This is a genomic window from Gordonia sp. NPDC057258 (assembly GCF_042668985.1).
Taxonomy (GTDB): domain Bacteria; phylum Actinomycetota; class Actinomycetes; order Mycobacteriales; family Mycobacteriaceae; genus Gordonia; species Gordonia hongkongensis.
The window spans coordinates 1-16,544 of sequence record NZ_JBHUXZ010000047.1 but is presented as its reverse complement, the minus strand read 5'-3'; the positions used below and the strand labels follow the sequence as shown (position 1 = coordinate 16,544).

Below are 16,544 nucleotides of genomic sequence, written 5' to 3'. Positions count from 1 at the left end.
CCCGCCACCGTGATGCGGCGCCGGAGCGCCATCGACACTCAGCTGACGGCGGCATCCCGGGACTTGGCCCGCGAGCGCTCACGGGCGCGCGTCGTCGAGTCGAGGTGCACCTTACGCACTCGCACGACCTCCGGGGTGACCTCGACACACTCGTCGGCGGCGCAGAATTCCATGGCGCCCTCGAGGTCGAGTTGCATCGGCTTTGCGAGGGTCTCCATCACGTCGGCCGAGGACTGACGCATGTTGGTCAGCTTCTTCTCACGGGTGACGTTGATGTCGAGATCCTCCTGGCGCGGGTTGATCCCCACGACGTGGCCCTCGTACGAGTCGTCGCCCGGGTTGACGAAGAAGGTGCCGCGGTCGGCGAGCTGGATCATCGCGAACGGGGTGACCGTTCCCGACCGGTCGCTGACGAGCGAACCCGTGTGGCGGGCCCGGATCTCGCCCGCCCAGGCGTCGTAGCCCTGGAACACCGCGTTGGCGATGCCGGTGCCCCGGGTCTCGGTGAGGAAGTCGGTGCGGAACCCGATGAGGCCGCGCGAGGGCACGATGAACTCCATGCGGACCCAGCCGGTGCCGTGGTTGTTCATCTGCTCCATGCGGCCCTTGCGGGCGGCGAGCAACTGGGTCACCGCGCCGAGGTACTCCTCGGGCACGTCGACGGTCAGATGCTCGAACGGCTCCTGGACCTTGCCGTCCACCTTGCGGGTGACGACCTGCGGCTTGCCGACGGTCAGCTCGAAGCCCTCACGACGCATCTGCTCGACGAGGATGGCCAGGGCGAGCTCGCCACGTCCCTGCACCTCCCAGGCGTCGGGCCGGCCGATGTCGAGCACGCGCAGCGACACGTTGCCGATCAGCTCGGTGTCCAGACGCTGCTTGACCATGCGGGCGGTCAGTTTGTGGCCCGACACCCGGCCCGCCAGCGGCGACGAGTTGGTGCCGATGGTGACCGAGATCGCCGGCTCGTCGACGGTGATGCGCGGCAGCGGCTGCGGGTTCTCCAGGTCGGCGAGGGTGTCGCCGATCATGATCTCCGGCATACCGGCGACGGCCACGATGTCACCGGCCGATGCGGACTCGGCGGGCGCCCGGTCGACTCCGACGGTGGCGAGGAGCTCGGTGATCTTGGCGCGCTCGACGACGGCTTCACCGTCGACCTCGCGGCACCAGGACACCTGCTGGCCCTTGCGGAGGGTTCCGTTGTGGATGCGGACGAGCGCGAGACGGCCGAGGAAGGCCGACGCGTCGAGGTTGGTGACGTGTGCCTGCAGCGGCGCGTCCGGGTCACCCTTGGGCGCCGGGACGTGTTCGAGCAGGACGTCGAAGAAGGAGTCGAGGTTCTCCCCCGCCGGGATCTCGCCGTCGGCCGGCTGCTCGGTGCTGCAGACACCGGCGCGGCCAGAGGCGTAGAGCACGGGGAGCTCGAGGACGAGTTCGGCGGCCTTCGCGGCCTCCTCGTCCAGGTCGGAGGCGAGGTCGAGGAGCAGATCCTGCGTCTCGTCGACGACCTCCTGGATGCGGGCGTCGGGACGGTCGGTCTTGTTGACGACGACGATCACCGGCAGCTCTGCGGCCAGCGCCTTGCGGAGCACGAAGCGCGTCTGCGGCAGCGGGCCCTCGGAGGCGTCGACGAGCAGGACCACGCCGTCGACCATCGACAGGCCGCGCTCGACCTCACCGCCGAAGTCGGCGTGGCCGGGGGTGTCGATGACGTTGATGACGACCTCGGTGCCGTCCGGCTGGCGCCGGTGGACCGCGGTGTTCTTGGCGAGGATGGTGATGCCCTTCTCACGTTCGAGGTCACCGGAGTCCATCACCCGGTCGACGACCTCGGCGCGCTCGCCGAAGACGCCGGACTGGCGCAGCATGGCGTCGACGAGTGTGGTCTTTCCGTGGTCGACGTGCGCGACGATCGCGACGTTGCGGAAGGTGGGGACAGCGCTCACTGGCTCTCTTTCGTGTGGTTGGGGACCGGCAGCGGCGGCCGGCGTCCGGGTCACTGCCGAACGTCTGGAACGTTCGCAGCCGAACGGCTCTGACCGGCGCGGGGAGCAGATCACCTAGGGATTCAACGTCACAGACTATCGGCTCGGGCGGTGAGACCGCGATCACAGCACCCACAAGAGTTGTAGTTAGGGTCTGCTAACCTCGCCGTATGGGCAAGGTCGACCCGACCAAGGTGGGCTCTCTGAAGCCCAAGAAGAAGTGTTGCAAGAGTTCGACGCGCTGTGTTCGCTGCCCGGTGGTCATTCACCGGATGCGCAAGCTCGACACCTCCGACATGTCGAAGAAAGAGCTGCACAAAGCACTGAAGAAGGCGCGCGCCGCCTGATTCGCGGTCACCCCGGCGGCATCTCCGCCTCGCGATCGTCGGACCGGCTGTCGTCGTCGACCGATCGCACGGCCACCGCCACCGCGACGAGCGCGATCCCTACCGCTTCGAGGGGCCGCGGCACCTGCGCCAGCGCGAGCAACCCGATCACCGACGCCGTCACCGGCAGCAGCGCGAGCAGGATCGCGAACCTTGCCTGGCCGACCCGCCGCAGCACGATCTGGTCGAGTGCGTAGGGCACCGCGGTCGACGCGATGCCGAGCAGCAACCCCTGGGCCAGGACCACCGGCAGCGCGGCCCCCGCGCGTACCGCGTCGGCCACCCACCACGCGAGCGGCGCGGTGAGCAACGCGGCCACCGCGAAGCCGGTCGCCAGATCCTCGACGCCCGTGCCTCGCGCCGCGACCCGTTTGCCCAGGACGATGTACCCCGCCCAGCAGGCGGCCGCGGTCAGCGCCAGGACGACGCCGATCGCCGTTCCCGACCACCGGACATCGGCGATCAGGACCACGCCGACAGCCGCCAGGACGAGTGCGGCGACATCGCGACGCGTCGCAGAACCCAAGGCGGCCACCACGATCGGGCCCAGGAACTCCAGGGCGACGGTCGTGCCCAGGGGCAGATGCGCGAGCGCCTCGTAGAAGGCGATGTTCATCCCGGCGGTGATCAGCCCGAAGCATCCGGCGAGGCGCAATCGCTCCCAACGCCAGGCCGTCCGGGCCGGTCGCACCCACAGCAGCAACACCAGCGCGGCCCCGGCGATCCGCAACCACGCGACGGCGGCCGGGGAGATGACGTCGAACAGGCCGACGGCGACGGCCGCGCCGAGATACATGGAGGTCGCTCCGACGACCATCAGTCCCGGCGGGACCAGCAGGTCCCGCCGTGTCACCGGCACGACGACCGCCTCGCCGGCCCACGCGGCGTCACGACCCGATCACCGCGACCCGTTCCGGCACCAGACGCACCCGCATCCGGTCGCCGATCGCGACGAAGGCGTCGGTGACCGCATCGATCTCGCCGACCGGGGTGTCGATGCGCACGCGCGGCCCGGCCGGGAGTTCGGCGACGAGCACGACGGTCGCCGTCGTTCCCGGCCTCTCCGGCGCATCGGACGGCGTAGGTCCGATCGCCACCGACTCGGGCCGCAGGCCGAGCCGGCACGAACCGTCGGGACGATCCAGCGGCATCTCACCGAGGACGGTCTGCGCGACGCCCGAGCGGACCTGCGCGTCGACGACGGTCGTGGCGCCGAGGAAACGCGCGGTCCACTCGTCGACCGGGTGTCGCCACAGCGCCGCCGGAACGTCGGTCTGGATCATCACCCCGTCCCGCATGACCGCGATCTCGTCGGCCAGGGTGGCCGCCTCGGCGTGGTCGTGGGTCACCACCATCGTCGGCACGCCGGCCGCTCGCACGATCTCCGAGATCTCTACTGCCAATTCGTCTCTCAACCGCCGGTCGAGCGCGGCGAGCGGCTCGTCGAGCAACAGCAGACGCGGACGCGGGGCCATGGCACGCGCGAGCGCGACCCGTTGGGCCTGGCCGCCCGACAGGGTCTCGACGGGACGCTTGTCGTAGCCGGTGAGGCCGACGACGTCGAGCATCTCGGCGACGCGATCGGCGATGGCGCGGCGCGACCAGCGCCGCACCTTCAGCCCGTACGCGACGTTCGACGCGACACTGCGCCCACCGAACAGTTGCCCGTCCTGGAAGACGACCCCGAAGTCCCGACGATGGACCTCGACGCCGACGAGGTCGACTCCGCCGAACCGCACCGTGCCACCGACCGGCGACTCGAGGCCGGCGATCGTCCGGATCAGGGTCGACTTGCCGCACCCCGACGGGCCCAGGATCGCGGTCACCAGCGACCCCTCTCCCCCGAGCCGCCACGACAGACCGTCGATGACGGTCTCGCCGCCGTACGCGACCGTGAGGTCGGAGATCTCCAATGAACTCTGTGTGGTCACAGCAGCGGCACCTCCGAGCGGGGCCGGAACGCCTCGACCACGACGACTGCGACGACCGTCGCGATGACGAGGACCACCGAGGCCGCCATGGCGGTGGCCAGGTTCTCGGCGCCCGGGCGGTTCAGAGCGGACCCGATGAGTACCGGAAGGGTGGTCGTGTCCGCGCGGGCAAGGAAGCTCGTCGCGCCGAACTCGCCCAGGGCCATGACGAAGGCGAACCCACCGGCAGCCCCCATCGACCTTCCGACGATCGGCAGGTCGACGGTCGCGAAGACGCGAAACGGCGTGGCTCCCAACGTCGCCGCGGCATGCCGCAACCGGACCGGCACCGACTCGAGTGCGGGCATCATGATGCGGATGACCACCGGAATCGCGATGAGGGCCTGGACCAGTGGGATGACCGCGGGCGATGCGGCGATCTCGTACGGCAACGACGCCAGCACGATGAGGTAGCCGAATCCGAGTGTGACAGCACTGATCCCGAGCGGGATGAGCGAGACGGCCGAGCCGATCGCCCCGACGACTCCGTGCGCGCGATGCAGCGCGACGGCGGCGAGCGTCCCGACCGCCAGGGCGATGGCGGTCGCCGCGGTGGCGGTCACCAGCGAATAGCGCAGGCTCTCCAGGGGTGTCACCCCGTTGACGGGTTCGGCCAGTGCGCGGTAGCCGGCGAGGGTCCAGTCGCCGTGGGCGACCGGTCGGACCGACCGCACCATCAGCACCAGGACCGGCCCGACGAGGAGGACTGCTGTCCACGCCCCCACCACCCAGACCGCCGGCCGCGTCCAGCGGCCGCCGGCCAGCCTGCGGTTACGTTCTGCCCGCCGGGCGCCGCCACCCGATCCGCGGCTTGCCGGATCGGCGAACACCCGCGTCAGCAGCAGCGCCGCCATGACCACCACGATCTGCAGCATCGACAGCGCGACCGCCTCGGGAATCCGGAAATATCCGATGGCCTGCGTGTAGATCTCGGTCTCCAGGGTCCGCAACTCCCCGGCGCCGAGAATGATCACGACGCCGAAACTGGTGGAACAGAACAGGAAGATCAGCGCGGCCGCCGACGCGGTGGCGGGCACCAGACGCGGCACGACCACGGTCATGGTCGCCCGAACCCGGCCCGCCCCGAGCGACCGTGCTGCCTCGAGCAGTCGCGGGTCGAGGTTGCGCCAGGCCGCGCCGACGACGCGGACGACGACGGCGATGTTGATGAACATGTGCGCCGCGAGCACGGCCGGCAGCCCGGATTCGATGTGCAGGAACGCCAATGGGCCGGACAGCAGGGAGCGGAAAGCGACACCGACGACGACCGTCGGCAGCACGAACGGCACGGTCACCACGACGGCGAGCACGAGCGCGGTGGTCCCGCGGACCCGGGCGAACAACCACGCGATGGGTGCGGCGGCGGCGAGTGCCAGGACCGTCGAGGCGGCCGCCTGGCCCAGGGTGACGCCCAGAAGCCCGAGGGCGTCGGTACGGTCGAGCAGTTCGATCAGGCCCACCCCGGAGTCACGGGCGATCGTGACGGCGCGCCGGACGAGCGCGATCACCGGCCAGGCGAACAGCACCACGACGAACAGCGCCGGGACGACCCACAGCGCAACCGATCCGGCGGCCCGGGCCACCCGGGTCACCACTGTCCCGGCCGGGGTCACCGAGTCGTCACCGGCCGACCGCGGCACGCCACTGATCGAGCCACATCTCGCGGTTCTCCGCGATCGTGGCGGGCGGCAGCGACGACATCCAGGCGGGCACCTCCGCGCGCGCCGGCCATCCCTCGGGCAGCGGGGTGTCGCGCTGCACCGGGTAGACGTACATCGAGTTCGGGAGTTCCTTCTGCACAGTGGGACTCAGCATGAAATCGACGAGCCTGCGGGCGCCGGTCGAGTTCCGGGTGCCCTTCAGGATGCCGATGTACTCCACCTGCGGGAAGCAGCTGTCGAGCAGCGCGCTCGTCCCGGGCGTCGCCGCCGGCGACGAGGCATAGGACAGCACGATGGGTTTGTCGCCACGGCCCTCGCCGGCGGTGAAGAGCTGGTTGTAGGCCACCTCCCAGCCCGAGACGATGGTCGCGCCGCCGCCGACGACCTGCCTCCAATAGTCCTGCCAGCCGTTTCCGAGCGCACCGACGGTGGTGAGCAGGAACGCCGTGCCCGGCGAGGAGGTCGCCGGGTCGGTCACCGCGGTGAGCGAGGCGAATTCCGGGCGGGTCAAGTCCCGGAAGCTCGCCGGCGGGGTCAGAGACCTGGATTCGAACCAGCCGTCGTCGATGTTGAGGCACACATCCCCGCGGTCGACGGCCGTGAGCTGCCCCTCCGCGCCGGGCACCGCGAAATCGGCGGCACCGTCGGCCGCGGCGGGTGACTCATAGGATTCCAGGGCGCCGGCGTCGATCGGACGCGAGGCGAAGGTGTTGTCGATGCCGAAGACCGCGTCTCCCTTGGGCGCACCCGGCGTCAGTGACACCGTCGACGCCAATTGCCCGGCGTCCCCGGACTTCACGATCTTCAGGGTCAGCCCGGTCTCCTGACGGAACTCGTCGATGACCGACTCCGGCAGTTCGAAGGAATCGTGGGTGAGCAGCGTGACCTCGCCGCCCGACGACGAGTCGTCGGCGCAGGCACTGGCCGTCGTCGCTGCCAGTACGACCGCGACGGCACCGACCACCAGGCGCGTCAGTCGCGACCTCCCGCGTGGGCGACCCGACGCGTCAGCGCGCAGCTCTGTCACTTCAGACTCCTGTTCGACCGTCCCCGATACCCGATTCTCCTCATCCAACCAGGTTGCCGCCTGTCCGTACGATCCAACCGCCCGACGTCACTTCGATAACAATTGCATCAATTACCACTCTAACCCCACCCGTAACAGGCCGGCGGTCTGGACAGTGGAACCCGCGGGGGGCTTAAAATGACCCGCGACGACCCGGGTGAGAGGATGGGCTGTCCGCTACCCGACACCCGGGCGGATGACACAACCCGCGAGGCGCTGATCGACTGATCGTCGGCGCCACGACCGTTAGGACACACCAGTGCGTTTCTCCCGGCCACTGAGGTTGAGATCCGGCCATGCCCCGCGTCGACTCCGGACCCGTCGACTCCTCGTCGCCGTGTCGGCGCTCGCGGCGGCGACCTCACTCGCGATGCCGATGGCCGCGCAGGCCGCCCCGGCCCCGAAGGTCGACCAGCGCGTGCTGGACTCGCTCGGCGCGTTCGCTCCCGCGATCATCGGCTCCGTGGCGACGCCCGGACCCGACGGCAAGGTCTCGGTCGACCTGCTCCGCCAGGCCCAGTCGTTCGCCGACACCCCCGGTATGCCGGCTGAGGTGAGCAAGATCTGGCGCTCGATCGCCGACTTCCTCGGCGAACCCGGCCGCAAGCAGGCCGCGCGTCAGCTCGCCGCCGAGCGCAAGCCCGGCGATCCCGAGATCCCGCAGGGCCCGAACGCCCCGAAGATCCAGGAATTCCTCTACCCGACCTTCGGCCTCGGCTGCATCCCCGGCGGCGGTTCGCTCGGTCGCGCCCTGGTCACCGCCGGACCGCAGGAGGCACCGGCCCCCGGTCCCAAGCGCGGGGAGGCCGGTTACGTCTACACCTCGCTCGGCACGGGTCCGGCGATCGACAACAAGGCCGCGCCGCTCACGGTCAGCTGGTTCAACGTCGACACCGGTCGCACGGGTACCACGACGCTCAAGCGCAACCCGAAGATCAACGTGAAGGAAGGCCCCGGCACTTTCACCGGTATCTCGCGAACCGGCAAGGGCCGCGTCATCTCGGCGATCCACGGCAACGTCACCACGAAGACGAAGGGGCAGGTCGTCTCCTGCACCATCGTCCCGGTGATCGGGCTCGCGATCATCTGATCTCTTTCTCCTCTCACGACGAAGGCACCCCGACTCATCGCGGGGTGCCTTCGTTCGTTACCGGTCGAGAGTTCCTCACGGGATGCGACCATGGCGTACGACGACACGGTCGGCACCACTTCGTCAGGAGTTCTCGATGGGACCCGTGCTCGGTGAGTTGTTACCCCTTGTGGTCGGTGTCGCGGTGTCGCCGATTCCGATCATCGCGGCGGTCCTCATGCTCCTGGGACGCCATGCGCGCACGACGAGTATCGGTTTCGCGATCGGCTGGCTCGTCGGCATCGTCGTCGCGGTGGCCGTCTTCGTGGCCCTCGGAAGCGCCGTCGACCTCGACGAATCGTCGTCGAGCACCGGTTGGGTGAAGATCGCGCTCGGTGTCGTCCTGCTCGCCGTGGGGTTGCGTCAGTGGCGTTCCCGGCACGCGGAGTCAGCGACGCCGAAATGGATGTCGGCCATCGACGAGATGCGTCCGGTGACCGCCATGGGTATCGCGTTCGGGCTGGCGGCGATCAATCCGAAGAATCTCGTTCTCTGCGCGGCGGCGGGTGTCTCGATCGCCTCGGGTGCGCTGTCGATGCCGCAGGACGTGATCGCGGTGGCGGTCTTCGCACTCCTGGCCTCGACCTCGGTCGTGGTCCCGGTCGTGGGCTACCAGCTCGCCGCGGCCCGCCTGCGCGAACCGCTCGACCGCCTCAAGTCGTGGCTGCTGGCGAACAACGCGACCGTGATGGCGGTGCTGATCCTGGTCATCGGAGTCGTGTTGATCGGCAAGGGAATCGGCGGCGCGAGCTGAGCGTGCCGGCGGTGGTCGGCCTCTGTGCGGCGGTCCGAGACCGTGCTCAAGGGCACTGAACCCGCAGTTCGCCGCGGTTTCGGTCTCTCGCGGATCGCGCCCATGTCACAGGTCGGACTCGCGACTTGCCGGTTCCGAGTCTTCGTGGTCTCTTGTAACTCGAGTCCCATCTGTCACACCCGCCACACGTGGCGGGTGCTCGGCCGTCACAGCCGGTTGCCCCAAGGAGAGCCATGTCCCTCACGTCTCGGTTCACGCGTTCCGACGCTCCGCGTCGCGTCACTCGCAGCCGCGCGATCCAGCGCTGCGGCGCCGGTCTCATGGGTGTGGCGATCGCGGCGGCCACCCTCACCGCCACCTCGGCGCCGGCGACGGCCGAGCCCCTCATCCCCGCCAACCTGCTCGGCGCGCTGTCGATCCCGTTCGACGCCGAGCTGGCCGGGGCGGTACGTCTGCTCAAGGCCGCGGGTGTCGACCAGATCGCCGTGCAGGCCGCCCAGACGATCATGGGGAGCGCCGGACAACTCTCGGTCGAGGACATCGCCGGGCGTGCGGGAGCTCTCCCGCTCCCCGCGGCCGCCGAAGGCGCACCCGCGTCGGCCGCCACTCCGGTCGCGGCCCCGACCGACCCCATCGCCCTGCTGCGCACGCTCGGCATCCAGACGCTCACCCCGTCGGTGTCGCCGTTCTGCACCGCACCCACCGCCGACAACCCGCTCGGACTCGTCACCGCCGGAGCAGGCGCCGTGGCGGGTCCGTGGCCGATGAAGACCGACCCCCTGACCCAGCTCAAGCCGCTGCTCGACATGATCCCCGGCGTGAAGCTGCCCGAGAAGCTCAACCTCGTCGAGAAGGGCGAGACCGCATACGCTTTCGTGCCCGCCTCGCCGACGGCCGGTAGCGGCGGCACAATGCAGGTCGCCTGGTTCAACACCAGCACGCTCCAGGGCGGCTTCGCCGATCTCGACCCGATCACCGACCGCACCGCGCTGACGGCGCTGCCCCTGCTGTCCGGGGTCCGGCTGGCACCGGTGAAGACCGGCAGCGGCACCATCCTGTCGGCAGTCTTCGGCAACGCCAGCAACGGTACCCAGAACTGCTGGTTCCTACCTGCCGTCGGCATCGTCAATGCTTGACGCACAACGCTTTTCGCATCCGGTCACGCCTCACAGAACGAACTGACGACACATGAACCCCCACGGCAACACTTCGAAACCACGGAGTGCCCACCTCGCACGCGCCCTCGCGGCCGCAGTCGCGCTAACGATCGTCGTGGCCCCGGCCGCCTTCGGCATGACGGCGACGGCCGCGGCCGAACCTACTCCGGGAACATCGACGCCAGGCGTGGCCGAGCCGTCGGCAGAACCGTCGTCGACGGACAACAGCGCGCCCGCCGACGACAATGCGGGCACCGTCGACACGCGAGGTCCGGGACAGACGCCGGGCGCCGTCTACGCCAATCGCGAACTCCCCCGGGCACGTACGGTCGCGGGCGCCGGGTCCGGAAACGACTTCACGTACTGGAGCACCGGCGCCGACGGCAAGGCCCATCTGTCCTCGGGCGTGTTGATGGTGCCGGGCGGGCGGGCGCCGGCCGGCGGTTGGCCGATCGTCGCCTGGGCCCACGGTTCGCGCGGCATCGCCGACCGGTGCGCACCGTCGTCGCGGCCCACCGCCGGGGACACCGATGAGCTCAAGCGATGGCTCGGTCGTGGATATGCCGTCGTCAGTACCGATTACGCGGGTGTCGGGACCCCCGGCACGCCGCAGTACTACGATCTCGAGGCCACTGCTCGCAACATCGTCGACGCGGTGCGCGCCTCTCGGGACATCGCCGACAACCTGTCGCGCTCGTGGGCAGTGGTCGGCGAGGGCCAGGGAGCCGCGGCCGCGATCACGCTGGCCCGACTGGCCCCGACCATCCAGGGCGGCAAGCTCGACTTCAAGGGTGCCGCGGCGAGTTCGATTCCCGCCCAGTTCGGTTCGCTCGTGGCCAATCTCGGGCCGTCGTCCGCGGCGATGCCGTCCGGGCTGGCCGCCGACGCGCTGTACACGCTGAGCGCCATCCGCAACGCGCACTCCGACCTCGATCTCGACGCCTACCTCACCGACACCGGCAAGAAATGGCTGACCAAGGCCGCCGCGTCGTGTGTCACCGAGTTCGCGCGTGAGGTGGACGGTCTCGCCATCGGTTCGCTGTTCACCAAACCGCTGTCGGGGAACACCGAACTCACCGCCCTGCTGACCAAGGCGACCGAGCTGCCCACTCGCGGCTTCGAGCGTCCGGTCCTGATGACGCAGACCCTGCAGGACACCTCCGTCGTCGTACCGCTCACCCTCAAGTACCTCAACGACGCCCGGGTCGGCGACAGCAAGGTGTCGGCGCGTACCTATCTGACGCTTGACGGCGCCCAGTCGAAGCGGTTCTCCGACACCGACATCCGCGCCTTCGTCGCCCGCGTCCTGCGGTGAACCGAACGTTCCGGATCGCCTATGCGGCCACTGCCGCGGCAGCTACGATCGCCGGTTCGGTCGGTGATCGACGCAGCGCCGCGATCACCAAACCGCTGCCGATCGCGCTTCTCGCGGCGCGGGTGGCCGCCGGAGCACGACGCCGCCCGGTCGCCGACACCGTCGCCCTGGCGTCCGTCGTCGGGTTCTCCGCGCTCGGCGACCGGTTCATGTTGCAGGAGGAATTCGAACACGACGACCCGGCCACGAAGGATCGTTTTCTCCGCAGGGGTGCAACGTCTTTCGCGGGCGCACAGTTGAGCTACGCGGTCGCGATGTGGCGTGCCGGCGCACGACCGACGGTTCGGTCCGTCGCGCCGCGGGTGGGCGTTCTCGCCGAGTCGGCGACGGTGCTGAGCCGACACCGCCCTGCCCTGCTGCCGGTTCTGGGGACGTACGGCAACACGCTCGCGACGATGTCGGCGCTGGCGGCGGACGTGCCGACGCCGCAACCGCGCTTGCGGGCGGGCGGGTGGTTCTTCCTGCTCTCCGACCTCGCGATCATCAATCGACGACACCTGGTCACCGACCCTCGACTCCGGGTGGCCGGCGAGGCCTGGGTGCTCGCAAGCTATTTCACCGCGCAGTACCTGCTGATCGGCGGACTCGCCGACCGGTGAGTCAGGCGACCGCGCGGCCCGAGCAGGTCGAGTACTTCGGATTGGTCATCGGTAAGAAGGCCAGCGCACCGATCTTCTGGCGGATCGTGAAGGCGACGGGACCGCTGCCCGGATGGATGTCGACCTGCCATTTGATGGTGTACCCGCGGCCCGGAACAGTGGTGACGCCGGTACGTCCGGTCCGCAGGTTCCGCCACGACACCGACACCTCGTAGGTGTATTCGAGGGCCACTGCTCGGGCACGGTCGGTGCCGATGAGCGCGATGACGGGTCCGGGTAGTCCGTCCGCGGGGTGCCGGATCTGGTTGAACACGTCCACGCGGACCTTGACCGTGCCTGCCGGCCACGGGTTGACGCTGTCGCACCGCAGGGTGGTGACGTAGTTCGCCCCGTCGTCTGCCGGTGCGGCCCCGGCGGCTCCAGTACCGAACAGCGACACGGCCAGCGCCAGCACGACGCCGGCCACCGTCGCGACCGTTCCCACTCCGACGCGTCCCCGCCGACGTCTGCCGTTCTCGAAGCCGACCGTGTTCTCCCCGCTCATCATGGGGGCAGTCTAGAGCCGCACGCGGGTGCCGTCTGCCAGAATCGACCCCATGCCGAAGATCCAGATCGCGCAGGAACCCGCGGCCGACGAACTCCTGTCGAACGATTCGTTCGCCCTCCTCACGGGAATGCTCCTCGACCAGCAGTTCCCGATGGAACGGGCCTTCGCCGGGCCGGCCAAGATCCGTGACCGGTTCGGCACGATGGATCCGGTCGAGATCGCCGACGCCGACCCCGAGGCGTTCGCCGACCTGTGTGCCACTCCCCCGGCCATCCACCGCTACGGTCGGTCGATGGCCGGCCGGGTCCAGGCGCTCGCGAAAGTCGTCGCCGAGGAGTACGGCGGCGACGCCGCACGCATCTGGACCGAGGCCGCCGACGGCGCGGACCTGATGAAGCGATTGCGCGCCCTGCCCGGGTTCGGCGACCAGAAGGCAAAGATCTTCGTCGCGCTCGTCGCCAAGCAGCTCGACGTCAAGCCGTCGGGCTGGACCAAGGTCGCCGGCGACTACAGCAAGAAGGGGTTCCGGTCGGTGGCCGACGTGACCGGCCCGGATTCGCTGCAGAAGGTCCGCGACTTCAAGAAGGCGGCGAAGGCCGCCAAGGCGGCAGAGGCACCGGCGACCGGTGCGCGGTAGCGACACCGCCCTTCGGAATCACCGAACCCTCGCCCCGAACGCCGGTCGGTTGGCCTAGGGTCGGAAAGCATGGAGTCCCTTCCGGATCGGCCGCCACCCGACCGTCGCCGCGTCGACCGTAGACCGGTGGCCACGGCGGACGCGGGCCGTGCGCTCGTCGAGATGCCGTTCCGACTCGGTTTCGCGGTCACCGGGGTGGTGCTCAGCGCAGCCGAGTCCGCAGTCGCCATCGCCCGTATCACGGCTGGGAGCGTGCAGAACGAGATCGCACTGGCAGTGGGCGTCGACGCCGACGAGCTCGGATCACTCCGGACGCCGCTCGCTCTCCTCAACCAGCTGTCCGAACTACTCGGCCCCGAGCGGCCGTTCGGCAGGATCCTGGCCAACGGCGGTCCGCTGGAGCGACTGCTCGATCCCGGGGGTGTCGTCGACCGGCTCACCGCCCCGAACGGTCCGCTCGACAAGCTCACCGCCGAGGGCGGACTCCTCGACCAGGTCGCCGAGGAACGAGGCATCCTGGTGCGCCTCACCGCGAAGGGTGGACCGCTGGACCGGTTGACCCGGCCGGGTGGCGTGGTCGACCAGTTCACCGAGAACGAGGGCATCCTCGAGCGCCTCACCTCCGAGGGCGGCATCGTCGACAAGTTGACCGCGCCCGACGGTGTGCTCGAGAAGGTGACCGCCGCGGGAGGCATCCTGGACCGGCTCGCCGAGGACGACGGCCTGCTCGATCAGCTCCTGGGCGAGAACGGCGCGGTCGAGCGTGCGATCGCACCGGGCGGGCCGCTGGACCGGATCTCCGAGCTCACCGAGGTCATCGGGCAGCTCGGACCCAACCTGCTCGCCATGCAGGAAACGGTCCACGAGCTCGCCGAGACCGTCGACCTGCTGAACCAGACGGTCGCACCGCTCGGCGGTCTCGCCGAGCGGCTTCCCAAACGCCTCACCCGTCCGCCGAAGGGGTCGGGCGGCAATGGACACGGAGACGCTCCGGCGGACACGAACGGGTACCCGCGGGGTTAGCCGCCACAGGCCACGCCGAGCGCCGGGTCAGAATGGCGGGGGCTCGTCGTCGTGGGTTGTCGCTTGATGGTGGGTTGCTTCGCTCCGGGCGCGTAGGTTCGCTTCGCGTTGTTTCTTGTTGCGGGCACGTTCTTCTCGCCGCTTCGCGTGTTTCGCGGCGGTGCGTTCGGTGATCGTGCGCGGTGGTCGGCCTTGCTGTTGTCGGCCTTGCCGCTCGGGCACGATGATCCGCGGACTGGGTGGCGCTTTCGCGGCTTGTTCGAACCGGATGCGCCGCAGGTTGGGGAAGAGGTCTTCGAGGGTTTCGGCCTCGCCGGGGATCACAAAGCCCTCGGGCGTGACGTATTCGGTGACCAGGCGGCCCTCGTCGTCGCGGTACTGCACATCGGTCCAGTCACCGTGGGTCTTGTGGAGATGACCGGGACGGCATTTGGCGTTGAGGTTCTCACTCGAGGTCGCACCCCCGCGTGCCGGCCGGGCGTGGTCGTACTCGGCGACGTGATCGACATCGGCGGTGAATGCCGAACGCGTGCAACCCGGCTCGGTGCAGTAGCCGTCGCGCACCCGCACGAACTCCGCGCACGCACTTGTCGGACGATACGGGTCACCAGGCAGGGCAGCCGGGTAGACCACCACGACCTCCGACGACACCGGCTCCGCCGACGATGAGGCCGAAGTCGGGGGCGTCGACGCGTCACCCGCGCCGCCGGCGTCGGTGTTGGTGTTGGTGTCGGCGTCATCTGTAGCCTGCTGTGGCGCGGCGATGTTCGCCGTACGCGTGGTGTCGTCGTCGTATCCGCCCTCGCCGGTCGCGGCTGGGCCGCCGGCGACGACATGCGACGGTGGTGTGCGGACCGGGGTGACCGGCCTGATCGTCGCGTCGGGCCGGGCGGCGAGGTCACGCACATGCTCGTCGGAGATCACTCCGTGCCCGTCGACCCAGCCGGGTCCGGACCCCCCGGCCAGGGTGTCGGCGTCGGTGACGACGTGGATCACGATCTCGGTACCCGCCGCCGCACCGGCAGGATCGACAGGTGTTGTGGTGCAGTCGGACTGACCGCACGCACACGTGAACGCTGTTCGGGTGAGCAACGCGCACATGGCGTCGGACTTTCGTTCCCCGAGGGTGCGGCCATCCCGGTCGCACACTGATGCGGCCAACTCCCGTACCGAGGCGTCGGAAGCTCGGATGTTCTCGGCGGCCATGACCGCGGTGATCTCACCGGTGCCGTCACCGTGGTTCTCGGTCCACACCCCGCGTTTGTCGAGCGCTTCGCGGCGCCGTTCCCGGACGGCGTCGGCGTCGTGGCCGAAGACCAGACGGTCGATCATGTCGCGCAAACCGGACGTCGACCACGACCCGGACCGGGAGCGCAGCAGGTCGGCGATCGATTCGTCGAGCACCTCGATGATCCGACGGCTGGCGGGGTCGTCGGGGTCGAGAAGGTGATCATCGGACACCAAGTGCGTGCGGCCGATGATCTCGCGGATCTGGTGCGGCCCGATGATGCCGTCGCGCAACGTCTCCAACACCCGCGGCAACCGATCACGAAGACACAGTGCCTCGTCGACCAGCATCCCCGCCCGGTAGCGGGTGATCCCGGCCTCGCGCGAGACCCGGGCGACGATGTCACCGAAACCGTCGGAGACGTAACTGTTGCCGACGGTGGTCAACAGCCGATCACACAACACCAGGATCGTCTGGTAGCGGCACCACGCCAGATACGACTCGCCCGCGCGGATCGACCCCAGACGCTGCATATGGGTGGCGGTGTCGGCATCGGCCGGACAAGCAGGATCGACCCCGGCGAGGAACTCGCCCGGCAGATCCGTCCATGCCCCCACAGTGACTCCCCCCGAAGTCGTTGCCACCCGGCCTGGTTGACCGGTCCAACTGATACATCCAAGATAGACCCGACCACCGACAAGAAATCGCGCCCGACGAGCAGTCCTCGACATCTGGCTATGGTCGGCGGCGCAGTCACGTCGAATTTGATGAGACCGATGGCATTTCGTCGCCAGACCCTTCGTGACGCGGCCCGGCCGCCGTCGTGGATCACGAAAGAACCGTTGTGCGCAGAGCGAGCCCTTCTACTGTTCTCTGAGGAGCGAGCTTGCGAGCGTCACGAAGGGTCATGGTGAGTCGGGTTGCGAAGACCTTCGTGACGCGCCCTCCGCAAGCTCCGGGCGCTCCTAGTAATAGCTGGAAGGGCTGGTAACTGGGACATCCTCCTGATGTGGTCATAAGGGGC

15 protein-coding genes are annotated in these 16,544 nt (G+C 69.3%); 8 read left to right on the top strand and 7 right to left on the bottom strand.

The features are described 5' to 3' along the window. Window positions 1–38: 38 nt before the first annotated feature. A complete protein-coding gene (gene typA / locus ACFUEJ_RS22240; protein ID WP_058252521.1) occupies window positions 39–1,949 on the bottom strand; it encodes a translational GTPase TypA in 1,911 nt (636 codons plus the stop codon). A gap of 209 nt (window positions 1,950–2,158) precedes the next feature. On the opposite strand from typA, the gene ACFUEJ_RS22235 reads away from it, so the two are divergent. After that, window positions 2,159–2,335, top strand: coding sequence for a hypothetical protein (locus tag ACFUEJ_RS22235; protein ID WP_091344396.1), 177 nt, complete (start codon window positions 2,159–2,161; stop codon window positions 2,333–2,335). Window positions 2,336–2,342: 7 nt separating this feature from the next. Here the strand turns inward: ACFUEJ_RS22235 and ACFUEJ_RS22230 are convergent, their stop codons facing one another. The 4 genes from ACFUEJ_RS22230 to ACFUEJ_RS22215 all read right to left on the bottom strand — a co-directional run bounded on the left by ACFUEJ_RS22230 (window position 2,343) and on the right by ACFUEJ_RS22215 (window position 7,032). Then, window positions 2,343–3,191 carry a DMT family transporter gene (locus ACFUEJ_RS22230; RefSeq protein ID WP_065632736.1) on the bottom strand — a complete coding sequence of 283 codons (849 nt, stop codon included), beginning with the start codon at window positions 3,189–3,191 and terminating at the stop codon, window positions 2,343–2,345. A gap of 70 nt (window positions 3,192–3,261) precedes the next feature. Further along, entirely contained in the window at window positions 3,262–4,305 is a 1,044-nt protein-coding gene (locus ACFUEJ_RS22225; RefSeq protein ID WP_388031888.1) for an ABC transporter ATP-binding protein, read from the bottom strand. Next, a complete protein-coding gene (locus ACFUEJ_RS22220; RefSeq protein ID WP_388031914.1) occupies window positions 4,302–5,957 on the bottom strand; it encodes an ABC transporter permease in 1,656 nt (551 codons plus the stop codon). The genes ACFUEJ_RS22225 and ACFUEJ_RS22220 overlap by 4 nt, the downstream gene beginning before the upstream one ends. A 7-nt stretch (window positions 5,958–5,964) precedes the next feature. Continuing rightward, on the bottom strand, window positions 5,965–7,032 hold the full coding sequence (locus ACFUEJ_RS22215; protein WP_211539390.1) for a thiamine ABC transporter substrate binding subunit: 1,068 nt from the start codon (window positions 7,030–7,032) through the stop codon (window positions 5,965–5,967). A 298-nt stretch (window positions 7,033–7,330) separates the two neighbouring features. Here ACFUEJ_RS22215 and ACFUEJ_RS22210 point away from each other — a divergent pair, with 298 nt between their 5' ends. The 5 genes from ACFUEJ_RS22210 (at window position 7,331) to ACFUEJ_RS22190 (ending at window position 12,085) form a co-directional block, all read left to right on the top strand. Next, window positions 7,331–8,161, top strand: a complete 831-nt coding sequence (locus tag ACFUEJ_RS22210; RefSeq protein WP_259937479.1) for a hypothetical protein — start codon at window positions 7,331–7,333, stop codon at window positions 8,159–8,161. Between the two features lie 136 nt (window positions 8,162–8,297). Further along, window positions 8,298–8,954 (top strand): GAP family protein, encoded by a 657-nt coding sequence (locus tag ACFUEJ_RS22205; protein ID WP_388031884.1) that lies wholly within the window; start codon window positions 8,298–8,300, stop codon window positions 8,952–8,954. 233 nt (window positions 8,955–9,187) lie between these two features. Further along, window positions 9,188–10,090, top strand: a complete 903-nt coding sequence (locus tag ACFUEJ_RS22200) for a hypothetical protein (RefSeq protein ID WP_065632627.1) — start codon at window positions 9,188–9,190, stop codon at window positions 10,088–10,090. Between the two features lie 52 nt (window positions 10,091–10,142). Further along, window positions 10,143–11,426, top strand: coding sequence for an alpha/beta hydrolase family protein (locus tag ACFUEJ_RS22195; RefSeq protein ID WP_388031882.1), 1,284 nt, complete (start codon window positions 10,143–10,145; stop codon window positions 11,424–11,426). Continuing rightward, on the top strand, window positions 11,423–12,085 hold the full coding sequence (locus ACFUEJ_RS22190) for a lysoplasmalogenase family protein (RefSeq protein ID WP_388031879.1): 663 nt from the start codon (window positions 11,423–11,425) through the stop codon (window positions 12,083–12,085). The genes ACFUEJ_RS22195 and ACFUEJ_RS22190 overlap by 4 nt, the downstream gene beginning before the upstream one ends. A 1-nt stretch (window position 12,086) precedes the next feature. Here ACFUEJ_RS22190 and ACFUEJ_RS22185 read toward each other — a convergent pair whose 3' ends face one another. Next, entirely contained in the window at window positions 12,087–12,632 is a 546-nt protein-coding gene (locus tag ACFUEJ_RS22185; protein WP_388031877.1) for a hypothetical protein, read from the bottom strand. 49 nt (window positions 12,633–12,681) lie between these two features. On the opposite strand from ACFUEJ_RS22185, the gene ACFUEJ_RS22180 reads away from it, so the two are divergent. Continuing rightward, the gene (locus ACFUEJ_RS22180; RefSeq protein WP_065632624.1) at window positions 12,682–13,269 is read left to right on the top strand and encodes an HhH-GPD-type base excision DNA repair protein; all 588 of its coding nucleotides are present in this window, start codon (window positions 12,682–12,684) and stop codon (window positions 13,267–13,269) included. A 69-nt stretch (window positions 13,270–13,338) separates the two neighbouring features. Further along, window positions 13,339–14,292, top strand: a complete 954-nt coding sequence (locus ACFUEJ_RS22175; protein WP_065632623.1) for a hypothetical protein — start codon at window positions 13,339–13,341, stop codon at window positions 14,290–14,292. 27 nt (window positions 14,293–14,319) lie between these two features. On the opposite strand, the gene ACFUEJ_RS22170 is transcribed toward ACFUEJ_RS22175, so the two are convergent. Further along, window positions 14,320–16,137: a DUF222 domain-containing protein gene (locus tag ACFUEJ_RS22170; RefSeq protein WP_388031872.1), complete on the bottom strand. Its 1,818-nt coding sequence runs from the start codon at window positions 16,135–16,137 to the stop codon at window positions 14,320–14,322. Between the last annotated feature and the right edge of the window lie 407 nt (window positions 16,138–16,544).